The sequence below is a fragment of the Geovibrio sp. ADMFC3 genome (genome assembly GCF_054687035.1).
Map to the genome: position 1 here is coordinate 2,300,459 of NZ_BAAFZG010000002.1, position 13,195 is coordinate 2,313,653.

Sequence of the window (13,195 nt, forward strand, 5' to 3'; positions counted from 1 at the left end):
AATACAGTCTGAAAATTAACACACCTTGCCTTTTCGGGCAACCCTATTTATCCGACCTGTATTTAATTCCTTTCTCATACATTTCCTTCCAGACCCTTAACCCGTCTACTTCCACCAGATCCTTTTCTTCTGAAATACGTTCATTAATAAGTGAGAGCGCCTTCTCAAACTGGTCATTTTCGGCATATGCAGCAGCAAGCCGCACTGCGTTTTCATTGTCAGGATTGAGGGTATAGGCTTTGCGTCCGTAAACTACCGCTTTTGCTCCGTCTCTGTAGTATGGATCAGGGTTAACGGCAAGAATCCACGCCGCCTGAGAAAACGCCTTTTCCATGTTATGATCAAGCACCATGGCAGTTTCCAGATCTTTTATTCCGTCACCTGTCTTTGACACAGCAAAGAGTATCTGCGCACGGAGGTAGTAGCTTTCTGCGTTTTTGGGATTTATCTGTATAGCCTGAGTGACATCCACAACAGCCTGCTCCGGACTTCCGGTTTTAAGGTACGCCTTTGCCCTGCCAAGGTAGGCATCTTCATCGTTTGCACCTGCATCTATGGCTTTGTTAAGATAGAAAAACGCCTGCTTGCTGTCACCGGTTTCCATATATGCAAGCCCGATTAGTGTTCCCGCATGGGCAAAGCTTTTTGGTTTTTCTGTGAGCGCCTCATCCAGTTCCATGATTGCATCCTGATATTTGCCCCGGATAAAGAGAATTTCGCCTCTTTTGTAATGCAGGTAAGCGGTGTTCCTGTTTCTGCTGAGGGCCCGGGAATATTCATAAAATGCTTTATCATATTCCTTCATACCAAAATAAGTATCACCGAGGAGTGTTCTGTTCTCTCCTGAATCGTGTTTTTCAACTGCTTTTTCAAAATATTCTGCCGCTAAGGTCAGGTTCCCTGACTCAAGGGCGTTTTGTCCGTTTTTTTGTAATTCCACCGCCGCTTTCGGCGCACATGCCGCCACAGCGAAGGCAAGGATTAATACTGCCGGTTTCATAATATCTCCATGTTCAGCTTCATTAGTAATATTACCCCGCGTTCACAAAAATGAGAAGTTTTTTAAAATAACTAAAACAATATTTTTTTGTAATCATTACACGCTATAACAAGAATTATTTGTTATTTGTTTATATTCCCTCATCGGCTAAGGAGGAATGAAATGATTCTTGAGATGGCTAAAACAGGCAGATACGGCGAGGTGGCGCTCACTGAGGCGGATCTGGAGCAAATGGAAAAAAGTTTCGGTGGGAAAGTGCCGGTAACTGTGGGGCACGAAATATCCGGAAATATGCCTGCCGCCGGCTGGGTAAAGAATGTCTGGGCTGAAAACGGCGTGCTGATGGGTGAGGCGGAGCTGGGCGAGTGGCTTAAAAATGCTTACGAAAAAGGTGATTTCCGCAGTTGGTCAATCGGGGCGAAAAGGGACGCAGACGGAGGGCTGTATCTTCATCACCTCGCTTTTCTCGGTGCTATGCCCCCGAAAATAAAGGGGCTTGAAGTGATAGAGATGGGCGACTGCGGCGATGTTATCACATTCAAAGGCACTGCACCGGCTTATTTCAGCGAGCTTGAGACACTCCGGAGGGAGAAGAGGGAAAAAAGGATGAATGAGCTTAAGGAAGCCTGCGAGGGAAGAATACCTGCATCCAAACTTGAGCTTGTGATGGAGTTTGCGGAAAACCTCGAAGGTACATTCAATTTCGCTGACGGACATGAGGCGGATGCACTTGGGATTCTGAAGGATGTTTTTTCATCACTGCCTCATCCGGTGAAGGCGGGGAAAATGAATCTGCCCGAAGTGCTTGGTGCGCCTGAAACAAAGGGAATATTCGGAAAAATTTAAGGGGGAATGAGAAAATGGCAAAGTTTGACGGAGTAATCGACAGGCGTGAAATCGGATCAGAAGGGGTGATAGACGGACGTCACCCTGCTGTGGTGAAGGTTATGCCTTTTAAGCAGGACAACGGGAAAATTGCCGCAGGAGAGATAATCGCTCTCGGTGCGGACGGCAAGGCGGACTTTTACGACAGTGCAGATGCAGGAACTCTGGCAGTGCCGGTGGGTGTGACAATTTTTCCTGTAGATACCGGAAAAGACAGCCTCGGCAGTGTGCTTGTTCACGGAACAGTTATAAGAAGCGCTCTCAAGAATGAGGGGATCAAGGCGGATGCCGCTGCTGTGAAAGCGCTTGAGACAAATACTAATATATGGACGTTTTAAGGAGGTCTGAAACATGCTTCAGTTTGACATAAACAGCTTTTTTTCAAGAGATTCACTGATCAGAACATTAACAGATATGCCGGAGCTTGCATCTCCAGTGCTTGACTCCGTTTACAGAACGGAGAAAAGAAGAAACCATCCTCTGCCCACTGTGGCTGTGAGCGATCTTCAGCAGCCGATTACAAATATAGCGGTGAGCAGAAGAGGTTCGGCCCCAACACCTCTTTATGGCGACAGCGGGCAGATCACACACATTGAACCACAGCCGTTCAGACCTTCCGAAAGGCTTAACGGCGTTGAGGTGAATAATTTCAAGCTTCTGGACAGAACAGGAGTTCAGCTTCTCATAAACAATAAAATAGACAGACTCCGCAGAGTTGTGCGTGCTTCCACAGAGGCTCTTGCCGCACAGAGCCTTACAGGGAAAATCAGCTACCCCATGATGATGGACGGCGGCTACGGGGTTTATGAAGTGGATTTCGGCTCAACTCTCAGCTATTCGCCATCTGTTCTCTGGGATGATTCTCAGGTTGCCATAGATGACATACTTGAGACTCTCATAGAAATGGAAGCGGATATTCAGGAAACCAGCAGATACGGCAATGGGATAAAGTTCTGGGCGGGCAAGAAAGCATTCATGGCGCTCTCCAGACTTGTTCAGGCATTTGAAGGCAGAAGTGTTATCGCCTCAATGGATGAAAAATCAATACTTATCGGCGGCTATAAAATCGAGCTGATGAACTCTGCATATATAGACCCTGCAACGGGAAACCCCATAAAGGTTGTTGATGATACAAAGCTCCTCGCAGTGGCTATGGATGCTCCGTTTGAGCTGATATATGCAGTGCTGGACGATCTGGACAGCAATCTCGTGTCGATGCCTTTCTTCGTCAAACCTGTTGAGGATAAGCGTACATCATCCATCGAACTTGTGGCGGAGAGCAAGCCTCTTCCCGTGCCATACACCAGAGCTGTGAACTGGGCTACCGTTACGGGCTGATGTCATGGAAATAACAGTTGATGAACTCAGACAGCATATTCAGCCGGAAGACTATGACGCACTGACAGGCGGTGACGACAGCATAGCAGAAACCTTTGTGGAAAACGGCAGAGACAGAGTGAAGGCAGTGCTTGAAAACTACGGGGTTGAGTTTGATGAATCCGATTCAGTGATTCGTCTTGCAGTTATCAAGGCGGCGCTGGGGGAGCTGTATTCTTATTCCGCCGACTGGGTTACTGCGGAAAACTACCGTGACGAGGCTTCTTCGGTGCTGAAGCCCCTTGCTCCTGCTGTATATCCGGAATCAGTGTCCTCTGCAGGGTCTGACAACTGGAAAGGCTTTAACTGACAAATATTAAAGGAAGGTTGAGGAACTATGGTTTATGAAACGGCACTCATAATAGCCGGACTGTTAGAGACTTCGGGTCAATTCAGGCAGGTGTTTGTACATGGCGGAACGCCTGAAAAGGCGGCGGGGGAGATCCTTAAGGAACCGGGGGCCGCAGTGATTTACACGGGGGAGGAGGGCGGTCCGGCAGGCAGTGCTTTCAGACGTGAGCTGACTTTCACCATAGTTCTGAAAACCGTTACGCTGGGAAGAGGGGAACGTGCCCTTAAGGCTTCGGGTGATGCTTTGGACGGAGTGTTTGAAGCGCTTAAGGGGCTTCCCCTCTCCTTCTGGCGTGTTGCGGATTTTTCATCCGGCAGGCGTGAAAGCCTGTTCAGGATAGATTTCAGCTTCAGGCTGAAGGGATAGGGATATGGCTATTACTCTGAAAAATACCAACTTCGCTGTGAGTACCTTAGCATATGATCTGGACCAGAGGTGGCAGCCTTCGCATCTCATCGTGACTGACTATACGAACTTTGAATTGCAGGGGAAATTCCGTGCGGTGATCTGGAACGGGTCGGTGCAGTCACCGCTTGACGATCCTGAAAGGGAGATTGTGGAGCTTGAGCCCTTTGGTTATGACGGGTTTGAAGGAAACTATAACTGCTACGGCGGTATGGAAGGAACAGAGGCGAGGGACTGGGCAGCCGGCAGCAAGATCGCCCATGTGTTAACGGCTGGCAAGCTGGACGAGCTTGAGGCGGAAATTAATCTCAAGGCTGATTCTGCATCTGCTGAGAAGAAGGGAATCGTGGTTAAAAGAAGCTCTAACTACTCTATGACCGGGGCTGAGAGAGCTGTATTGGTTAACGCCGGTGTGTCTAATGTGAAAATTACTCTTCCTGCGCCTGCATCCTTTACCGGAAGGGTGTTTGTGGTCAAACGCATTGACGGCGGCAGTGCGGAGGTGCGTATTTCGCCCAAAGCCGGAGAGCTTATAGACACCCAGAGTGCGGATATCCTTCTTCCGTCACAGTGGGAGAAGGTTCAGCTTATTTCAGACGGAACAGACTGGCATACGGTGTGAGGGGAAGGTGATTACTCTTAACGGAATAACTCTGGACGGAATGATATGGATAAATGAATTTTCCGCAGATTCGCCGGCAGTTGCCGCAGTGCTTTGCGCAGACGGAACTTCGGTGCTGTTCAGCCAGAAAACTGATGTAATCGACATCGACCTCGAATCACCGGAGGACGCAGGCTGGCTGAGTCTTGACGAGGCTCTGAGACTCCGTGAGGCGGCTTCAAACACTGAAGGGGTGTACGTATTCTCATACAGAGACAAGGAGTACAGGGTGCGCTTCCGCCATGAAGATCCGCCTGCGCTCAAACTTACTCCGGTGAGTCCGTCCAGCGGATACGGACAGGCAGGCAGCTTCTATGGAAGAATAAGACTGAAAACAGTTTAAGGGGATAAACATGCAGAGTGAAAACATTAAATTCTACCGCTCAAAAATTGTCACCGATACGGCGGAAAACGGCGGTCATATTGATATATCAAGGGAAATAGTGAGCGGAGTGAAGTTCAACCTGTTTCCCAGAGTTACTTCATTTGAAAGAACAAACGGCAAAACCCGTTTCCGTAAGGCGTATATGGCTAACAGAGCGGCGGTGGCAGAGCCTGCTTTTGATGCCTCTGTGGCGCTCACTGTACCAAGCACGGGGGGAGACCGTTTTTACATTAAGGCAGCCTCAAACCATGGGGAAACGGAAGATAACCTTTCCACGGATGGATGGACAGGCGGCGGGAGGCTCTATGCTGATATCACGGCGGGGGATACATCGGTTCAGGTGCTTTTTGAAAATGATGATTATGCGGTTCCCGCAGGCGCTCTTTTAATGATCAAAGCGGACTCCGGCGCTATGTTTACAGCCAGAACCGCAGGAGAGCCTCAGTGGACGGGAAATGTTGCGCTGATAGGACTCGCCTCGCAGTCTCCGGATAATTTTGCAGCATCAGAGACATATGCAGGAGTATGTGTTGAACTGGGAAACCTTGAGGCAAAGGCAGATAATGTCACTATTACCTCTTCTGCGGGAACTTTTGTTACTGACGGAGGAATAATTGCCCTTAACGGAAGTACACCGGAAGATGACTGGACGCTGACATTTATTTCATCATCAGCATTTACAGTTGCCGGAGCGCAGACAGGGACACTGCCTTCCGGCACTGTATCCGCAGACTACAACCCCATGAACACTGCGGCAGGCGGCTATTATTTCAGCATAGGCAGCATAAACTGGGGAGGAACATGGCAGACCGGAGACAGACTGAGCTTCAGCACTGTGTCCTCTGCGAAAGGTTTCTGGCTGAAAGAGGTTATACCTGCGGGAACAGAAAGAGAGGCGGACAATTTTATCCGTCTTGACTGGATAACGGATTAAACCATGTACAGGGTAGCGGGGGCGTTTGTTCCCGGAACGGATGGTTTTACACCCGAAGGAGAAGGATTCACTCTGCACGGCTGGGTTACTCTGCATAATCTGATGGGCTGCGGAGCAGAGATTATTGCCCCCGCTGTTTTACAGACAGAGGGCAGCAACAGGGTGCATTGTTCTGCCGGGTTTGAAGATTACCACTTAATATCAGCTCAGTACGGCACGAATCTGAAAGGGCAGTTCATCTTTTACGGCGCAATTACTGACATTGCAGAAGGAAAACTGAATATCCCTTTTGCTGTTTCTGCTGATTCTTCTCTGAAAGCAGGTTTCAGCATATCAGGAGGCTCTTCGGGGGCTGTTTGCTCCCTTAATACCCTAAGCGAGGCAAAAAGGGAAGGCAGCCTGAATATCAGAGGAGAAATAGCCTTAAATCCTCTTTGCGGCTCATTGTTACTTAAATCAGCAGTTGGGGATAATAAGCCTTTGACGGAGTGTTCGTTCAGGTTTTTCCTTAACGGCAGGGATCTTACGGATAAAATCGCAGGTGCTGATATCAGTTTTTACGGTAAAGACACTTTTGCTTCATTTTCCGCCGTTATCGCCGCTCCCACCGTAAAAGGGGACAGAGCTGAATTTACTGTTGAAGGCATTTCTTATCTTTTTGTGATCGAAAAAACAAAAAGAGACGGAAAAACCACAGAAATCAGCGGACGGGCAGCACAGATACTCAATGAAGCGCCGTACAGCGGATATAGGGAAGTTTTTGAAACAAACACCTCCGCTGCTGCTTTGGCAGGGGATGCACTTTGGAATCTGCCTGATTTCAATGTGCATCTGGTGCGTGGAAATTATTCTGAAACTGAGCTTTTGAGTGAGCTTGCAGAGGAGTGCGGCGGCGAAGTCAGGGTGTGTGCCGATGGTTTTGTGCGTGCAGTGAACATCTACTCGCCGGAGAGCTGCGTTGTTTTAAAGAATTATTTTGAAGCGGAACGTATTTCAGAGCCGGCAGAGGCAAACGGAGTTTGTGTTGTTTGGGGTTCTTCGGCAGAGCCTGTTATTGAGCATGAGAAGAAAGCAGGTGCGGGAAGCTTTGCAGACGCTTTTGTTTATTCCGATTCAGAGATCAAGGTCAGCTCTGACGCTGATTTAGTGAGAGATCTGGGCAGAAGTGTTGCGGAGATAGAAGAAAAAGTTCTGTTCAGGGACGGTGAGGGCAGAACCTCATATCCGGTTTTCAGGCTGAAAAGCGGAGCAGATGCGGCAAAAGGCGGAAATGTTTATAAACGCACAAAAGACAGTCTCTCAGAAGCAGTGAGATACGAAACACTTAAGCATAGTTTCCAGCTTTACTGTGAAGCAGAGAAGGATGCTGTTTTAACCGCCTGCACAGTGAAGAACCTACACCGTGCAGGTTCGGGCGGTTTATTGAAAGAACTTGAACAGAAATATACCGCTGATGCGTGGGTGGCAGCACTCAGGGCTGAAAACACATACCGCAGTCTCGGCGGGGGCACTTATCTGGAGATCACCCATCTTTTTGACCCGGTGATTGCTTCGGGTGGTGCGTTATTTCTCCGCACTCCGGCAGGAGACGGCTGCTGTGTATCGTCTTCTGTAAATATAAGTGTTTACCCGCTGAAAATCATACAGAAGACCAGACTTCATATCAGGGAGAAATTAAATGGCTGAAGTTACTGTGAGTTTTGTCACCCCCTCGGCAGGGAGTGAAAAGGCAGTTATAGAACTGGATGAGGAGATGAATCTTGATTTATCCGGCAGTGCGAAAAAGGTTTTCCGTTATGGTGAAACAGCCTATTTCAGGGTTTATTCCCCCGTTCCGGCATCCGTCAGAGCGGTATCTTCTGACGGAACTGTAACAGAGCAGGGGATCGGAACAGCGACAATTAAAGGGGAATATATTCCGTTTACTGACTCTGCCGAAGGAAACACTAAATATCCCGCAAGAGAGATTGTTTCTTCTCAGTGGCTGGGCAAGTCGCTGGGAGAAATGAAAAAAAACAGTGCATACTCCGTTTCATGCGGTGTTCAGCCGGATGCGGCAGGAGAAAGCGGAGTAGGTCTGCTGGAGCTTTCCTATACTGCGGGCTTCAAACGCTTCGGCATAACTCTGCCTAAAAAGAATAAGGCTGAGTACCCGGTGCTGATTTACGTATTTCAGGAGTGATTTATGGCGTCTTTTGAAATCAGTTTCGTCAAGGTCAGGGATGAAGGAACGCTTATGCTCACTGAAGATTACGAAAGGGGCGGAAACAAAAGCACCCACACCGCAGGCGAAAAGGCATATGTGAGAATATATCCCTCCGGTTCGGGAGCTGCGGTCACAGCTTCCGGAGGCACATGGAAATATTCGGCAAAAGGGTTGAAGGAAAGCATCACAGAACACATAGCTTTTGCGGATGAGTCTTCAGGGAAACTGAAATATCCGGTGGCTGAGGTTATAAGCGTTTCCCCGGCTGTCGGCGGAACTGTTCCCTATGTCGGCGGGCGCTATGTAAGGTTCAGAGAAAGCAGGTTTGGCAGCGTATCTGTTACATATGAAACATCCTATGACGTGATCGAGGTCACGGGGCTGTCAACAGGACACTTAATCATAAAGGCTGACGGACCGGCGGGAACCGCCTACTGCAAAGTGGACTACACAGGCGATGAAACGGATCTTTCGGAAAGGATGGTAATCATTACCACGAGAGACGCTGCGTCAAGGGAGGCCGTTCCCTATGCGCAGGTGTTTATGAACGGCACTTTCAGAGGCGTTACCAACAGCAGCGGGATGCTGAATCTGGGCAGGCTGAAAAAAGGCATGTACAGCCTTCTGGTGCGTAAAGAAGGCTACCTTGATACCGACATGGATAATCTCAGAAACGATAGTTTCAGGATAGAATGATGGAGCTTAATGTTTATTTGAGTGCGGATAACTGGCAGCCTGCGGGGCTATGCACAGTAAGAGGGCGCAGCAAGGGTGCTGAGTTTTCAGAAGAGGAAGGGATATTGAGTGCCGTGTTCCGCTCTCTGGATGTTTATCTTGATGCGGACGGCAGCGCTCATGCTGATTCCATGACGGTTCTTCTTTCAGACGGAACAGAGAGCGAAGAATTTCTCCTTCATAATCCTCCATGTTCCAAATCTCCGGTTCGTAAAGGCTCTTTGACCTATTCCACAGAGGATGGGGAGGTTGTTTTCAGCTTTCCCAGACTTGGTTTCAGCGGAATGGAGAAATATGTAGTACGTCTCGGTGAAAGCTCTGTCAGTTATCTTGTTCCCGCAAAAACAGGCGAGATCTCACGGACAGTTCCGGAATACACAGGGTCAAGCCCTGAAACCTTTGTATTGAGGTTTAGTGATACCGGAGTCGTCCCTGGTGAAACTGTTTCTGTCGGTTTTATGGTACAGGGCGGAAGAGAGTTTATGTACAGATCATCGGTTTTTGAAACATCTGTCTGGACATCGGCAGTTATCAAAGGCTGCGGATTGTATAAAGACGGTGTTTTTTATGAAGGCGGTGCAGGAGCGGAGTTTGAGGCAGCAAGATTCGCCCATGAGGATTTCCGCTGGGCTGTGGAGTTCAGAGGTGAACCATATGCGGTTAAGCCTTCGGATTTTACTGTTTTCTCCATAGGTGAAAGGGCTGCTGTTGTGAAAAAAGGATTAGGCGGCAATGCTTCCACAACTGGGAAAGCTTCTTCTGCCTCTGTCCGTGACAGGCTGGAGGACGATGATCTTCTTGTTCCTTTCAGCTTTTACGGAGGAGTCTGATGGAAAGGTTTGCTCTGACGAATATAGGCGAAACTGTCTCGGGAACAGAAATCAGAAAAGGAATTATTATCTCTCTGAATGAAGAAACAGACAAGGCGGAGGTTGAGTCCGGCGGTGAACTTTATTCCTTTGTGCCAATTTTTTATAAATGCAGCGGAGAGGAGACAGCTGCACCGGACGGTTCTGTCAAAGGAGCGGCAGGCGCATTCTCGGCAGGTGATGAGGTGATTTTGTGTTTTGTGCGCGGAAATCCGCTTGTTATAGGGTTTACCGGCGGAGCTAAACCATGCTTCACCCACAGAGTGGGTTACAGAGCTGATGACGGGTGGTTTATAGCTCCCGAAGGAGAAATTATCCCCGATGAATTTATCAGTTCAGAGGATTTTGAAAAGCGTTATCAGATAGCAGAACCCTTGGCGGATAACGGAGGCTATACGCTCACAACGGAAACTGAAATCGTTGATGAATGCCTTAGTCATACCAAACATTTATTTAGTCTGGACGGGAACATTCTGGCGGAAACAGCCAGTTATACTGATGCCTGTAAAGTTGATGAATGGGGGCAGTGGTTCAGTCTGTACAGACAGGCGCTTTATGCAGGGTTCAGCCTTTGTTTTTATGAATACACGGATGTTTTTATAATAGACGGAAGAACTTGGACCGTTGACCGCTCATACAGGCTGGGAACAGGGACGGAATTTGACGAAGCTTCGGCATTTCATGAGCATTGGGAAATATATCCCCGATACAGCGGCGAAAGGATGCGTTCAATTAATCCTTTCTACGGGGGAAGAAACAGCGAGGGTGAATTTGTTCTGGGTTCATGCGTAACCGGAACAAATGAGGAGGATACGGAGTTTATAGTCTATCTATATGGAAAAAGCGGGTTGCTTAAACATGTTTTTCCATGCACCGGCGGACGGGCTGATTTGGGTATGGGTGAGGCTGCTGCCGTTGGAGTTATTGTTAAGGTCAGAAAGGGGGGAGAAAATGGTGTGGAAGAATCTTAAACATTTTTCTGAAAATGAGAACTGGGGGGACGCAGGCAGGATGAATCCCGCACTGCTTCTGCTTTTGGACAATCTCAGGGAAAAAATCGGCAAGCCTTTTGTGATTCACTGCGGTTATGAAAATGACGGACATGCCTCCGGCAGCAGGCACTACAGGGGCGATGCGGTCGATTTTCATATAGAAGGAATGAGCTTTGCCGAATCAGCAGACAGGCTGCTTAAGGCTCTGCATGAAACGGAACTGTGCGGTCAGGTGAGTGCCGCCTATGTGGGGCTAGGCATTTATCCTGACTGGAATACTCCGGGCTTCCATCTGGATATAAGAGGGTATTCCGCCCGTTGGGGGAGAATAGGCGGAGAGTATGTGAGTTTTGAAAAAGCATATAAACATGCGGGAGGGGGGAGATGATAACTTTGCTGGTAAAGATGTTTTCAGGTGCTATGCTGGGCGTTGCCAAGGCATTTCTGACAGAAAGGATAATAACGATAGTCGTTTTGGGTGTAATGCGGGAGCTTGCCGCATCCACAAAGACAACAATTGATGACCGTATAGTTAATGAAGTCGCTGAATCTCTCGGTATGGTTGATTTTGGTGAAGTGAAGAAGAAAATTGTAAGCGAATAAGTGTAGAAGGCTTCAGAGCTGCTCTCTGGAGCCTTTTTTGTCAGTCAAATGACATGAAAATTTAAGAATGTGGTTAGGTCAAAAACTCACTATCTGGACATTGTGGTCAATTTATCTCTGTGCAATTTTAATGAAAACTTTAAAGGAGAAAAATATGAGGCAATGTTCAATTACTTTTATTTTCCTGTCAGTGCTTTGTTTTTCCATAGCAGTAGCAGCACAGGAAAAGACTTTTTTAGCTGAAACACATAGTAGTGCAGGCATCGAATGTGTTGACTGTCACGAAACCGCTGAACCGGTAAAAAAAGCATCGGCTAAGAAATGCAAAGAGTGCCACGGAGATATGACAGATGCGGATGAGATAAATTTTAAAGATTCCGGCGGCGGAAGCCACACTCTCAATCCACATAATGCACATCCCGGGGAAATCAGATGCACTTTGTGCCACGCATCGCATAAGGCTTCGACACTTTACTGCAATACATGCCATAAATTTGAACTGCAAGTCCCCTGATGAATAAGGTATGCGTATAGTCGGCAAATATTTATGAGCAGCGTGATTGCAGATAAGAAACTGTTTCTGACAGCTTTTGCGATTAATTTTTGTATTAGTCTGGGCTTCTGCATGGCAGACAGCTTCTTTTCCATATATTACAAGAGCTTGGGCGCAGAAGCACTGCTCATAGGTTTTTCCGCCGCATCATATCAGCTTGCCAAGGCTTTGCTGGGACCGGTTCTGGGTAAAATTGCAGATTATAAAGGGTATATAAAAGTTATTGTCTCATCAGTTATACTGTATTTGTTTGTTGCAGCGGCTTTTCTTATAGTAACAAATATTTATTTCCTGATTGGGATAAGATTAATTCAGGGTATTGCATGTGCGGCATTAAGACCTGTTCTTTATGGCTTTATAAATCTGAAAATGAACAGAGCATGCAGAAGCGAGACTTTCGGAACATTTGATATAGCATTTTATGCGGCACTCGCTCTGGGACCGCTTCTCGGCGGTGTTGTCAGCAGGTATGCCGGCATTGCAGGCATATTTCACTTAACATTTATTTTGTGCATAATCGCTCTTGTGTTATGTATTCCTCTTATCAAGCAGGAATATGGCTGTCCCGCCCCGAGAACATTTTATTCCCGCAGTCTGCAATTTTCAAAAACAGAAATAGCAATGTATGTCTTTATTTTCGGGAAAGCTTCTTCTTTGGCGTGCTTTACAGTTTATTACCCCATATACCTTATCGGAAACGGCTTAAGCTCTTTTGAAACAGGAATTGTGCTTTCCTGTTCAGCTATAGGGATGTGTTTTTTCATTAAGCCTATGGGAAGGCTTGCGGATATTTCTTCAAAACCGCTTATGGTTTTTATTGGCGGATGCTCGGTTTCGTTGATGTATTTTTGGCTTCCGGAGCATATATCTTTTTATAATGTATCAGTTTTTTCATTTCTCTGCGGAGCCTTCGGCGCCATGTCGCAGCCTGCGGGAGTATCACTCTTAATGCAAAACAGATATCAGGGCAGAGATGCTTCTATGATGGGTATTTTTAACAGTGTGATGGGACTGGGATTTGCTTTTGGTGCGGTATTTTCCTCAGGCATAGCAGACAGATTCGGGATAAATGAAGCTTTTACAGCAAGCGGAATTATCGGGTTCATCTCCACTCTGTTATTTTTAACCATAATAAAAACTGAAACTGCTTTTCCACGTTTTATGAAAGAGAGCATAATACATAAAAATTAATTTTTGAAATAAAAAATATGTTCAAGCAATGACAGCCTCGACAGGTA

General features: G+C 47.3%; 18 protein-coding genes. 17 read left to right on the forward strand and 1 reads right to left on the reverse strand.

Going from position 1 to position 13,195, the window contains the following annotated elements:
* Positions 1-43 precede the first annotated feature (43 nt).
* The gene (locus ACYRYY_RS11280) at positions 44-1,000 is read right to left on the reverse strand and encodes a tetratricopeptide repeat protein (protein WP_460215709.1); all 957 of its coding nucleotides are present in this window, start codon (positions 998-1,000) and stop codon (positions 44-46) included.
* A 162-nt stretch (positions 1,001-1,162) separates the two neighbouring features.
* Here ACYRYY_RS11280 and ACYRYY_RS11285 point away from each other — a divergent pair, with 162 nt between their 5' ends.
* From ACYRYY_RS11285 to ACYRYY_RS11365, 17 genes are all read left to right on the forward strand, one after another.
* On the forward strand, positions 1,163-1,846 hold the full coding sequence (locus ACYRYY_RS11285) for a hypothetical protein (RefSeq protein WP_460215710.1): 684 nt from the start codon (positions 1,163-1,165) through the stop codon (positions 1,844-1,846).
* Between the two features lie 14 nt (positions 1,847-1,860).
* Positions 1,861-2,223 (forward strand): hypothetical protein, encoded by a 363-nt coding sequence (locus ACYRYY_RS11290; protein WP_460215711.1) that lies wholly within the window; start codon positions 1,861-1,863, stop codon positions 2,221-2,223.
* Positions 2,224-2,236: 13 nt separating this feature from the next.
* A complete protein-coding gene (locus tag ACYRYY_RS11295; protein ID WP_460215712.1) occupies positions 2,237-3,223 on the forward strand; it encodes a major capsid protein in 987 nt (328 codons plus the stop codon).
* 4 nt (positions 3,224-3,227) lie between these two features.
* Positions 3,228-3,572, forward strand: a complete 345-nt coding sequence (locus ACYRYY_RS11300; protein WP_460215713.1) for a hypothetical protein — start codon at positions 3,228-3,230, stop codon at positions 3,570-3,572.
* A gap of 27 nt (positions 3,573-3,599) precedes the next feature.
* Positions 3,600-3,980: a hypothetical protein gene (locus tag ACYRYY_RS11305; RefSeq protein WP_460215714.1), complete on the forward strand. Its 381-nt coding sequence runs from the start codon at positions 3,600-3,602 to the stop codon at positions 3,978-3,980.
* Positions 3,981-3,984: 4 nt separating this feature from the next.
* Positions 3,985-4,641, forward strand: coding sequence for a hypothetical protein (locus ACYRYY_RS11310; RefSeq protein WP_460215715.1), 657 nt, complete (start codon positions 3,985-3,987; stop codon positions 4,639-4,641).
* 7 nt (positions 4,642-4,648) lie between these two features.
* Entirely contained in the window at positions 4,649-5,023 is a 375-nt protein-coding gene (locus ACYRYY_RS11315; RefSeq protein WP_460215716.1) for a hypothetical protein, read from the forward strand.
* Positions 5,024-5,033: 10 nt separating this feature from the next.
* Entirely contained in the window at positions 5,034-5,999 is a 966-nt protein-coding gene (locus ACYRYY_RS11320) for a hypothetical protein (protein ID WP_460215717.1), read from the forward strand.
* Positions 6,000-6,002: 3 nt separating this feature from the next.
* Entirely contained in the window at positions 6,003-7,685 is a 1,683-nt protein-coding gene (locus ACYRYY_RS11325; protein WP_460215718.1) for a hypothetical protein, read from the forward strand.
* Positions 7,678-8,181 carry a hypothetical protein gene (locus ACYRYY_RS11330; RefSeq protein ID WP_460215719.1) on the forward strand — a complete coding sequence of 168 codons (504 nt, stop codon included), beginning with the start codon at positions 7,678-7,680 and terminating at the stop codon, positions 8,179-8,181. Before ACYRYY_RS11325 ends, ACYRYY_RS11330 begins: the two co-directional genes overlap by 8 nt.
* 3 nt (positions 8,182-8,184) lie before the next feature.
* Complete coding sequence (locus ACYRYY_RS11335) at positions 8,185-8,901, forward strand: peptidase associated/transthyretin-like domain-containing protein (RefSeq protein WP_460215720.1); 717 nt, start codon at positions 8,185-8,187, stop codon at positions 8,899-8,901.
* On the forward strand, positions 8,898-9,770 hold the full coding sequence (locus tag ACYRYY_RS11340) for a hypothetical protein (RefSeq protein ID WP_460215721.1): 873 nt from the start codon (positions 8,898-8,900) through the stop codon (positions 9,768-9,770). Before ACYRYY_RS11335 ends, ACYRYY_RS11340 begins: the two co-directional genes overlap by 4 nt.
* Positions 9,770-10,780 carry a hypothetical protein gene (locus tag ACYRYY_RS11345; RefSeq protein WP_460215722.1) on the forward strand — a complete coding sequence of 337 codons (1,011 nt, stop codon included), beginning with the start codon at positions 9,770-9,772 and terminating at the stop codon, positions 10,778-10,780. Before ACYRYY_RS11340 ends, ACYRYY_RS11345 begins: the two co-directional genes overlap by 1 nt.
* The gene (locus ACYRYY_RS11350; protein WP_460215723.1) at positions 10,761-11,189 is read left to right on the forward strand and encodes a hypothetical protein; all 429 of its coding nucleotides are present in this window, start codon (positions 10,761-10,763) and stop codon (positions 11,187-11,189) included. Before ACYRYY_RS11345 ends, ACYRYY_RS11350 begins: the two co-directional genes overlap by 20 nt.
* Positions 11,186-11,404 (forward strand): hypothetical protein, encoded by a 219-nt coding sequence (locus ACYRYY_RS11355; RefSeq protein WP_460215724.1) that lies wholly within the window; start codon positions 11,186-11,188, stop codon positions 11,402-11,404. Before ACYRYY_RS11350 ends, ACYRYY_RS11355 begins: the two co-directional genes overlap by 4 nt.
* 154 nt (positions 11,405-11,558) lie before the next feature.
* Positions 11,559-11,918, forward strand: a complete 360-nt coding sequence (locus ACYRYY_RS11360) for a cytochrome c3 family protein (protein WP_460215725.1) — start codon at positions 11,559-11,561, stop codon at positions 11,916-11,918.
* Between the two features lie 33 nt (positions 11,919-11,951).
* A complete protein-coding gene (locus tag ACYRYY_RS11365) occupies positions 11,952-13,148 on the forward strand; it encodes an MFS transporter (RefSeq protein WP_460215726.1) in 1,197 nt (398 codons plus the stop codon).
* Positions 13,149-13,195: the final 47 nt, after the last annotated feature.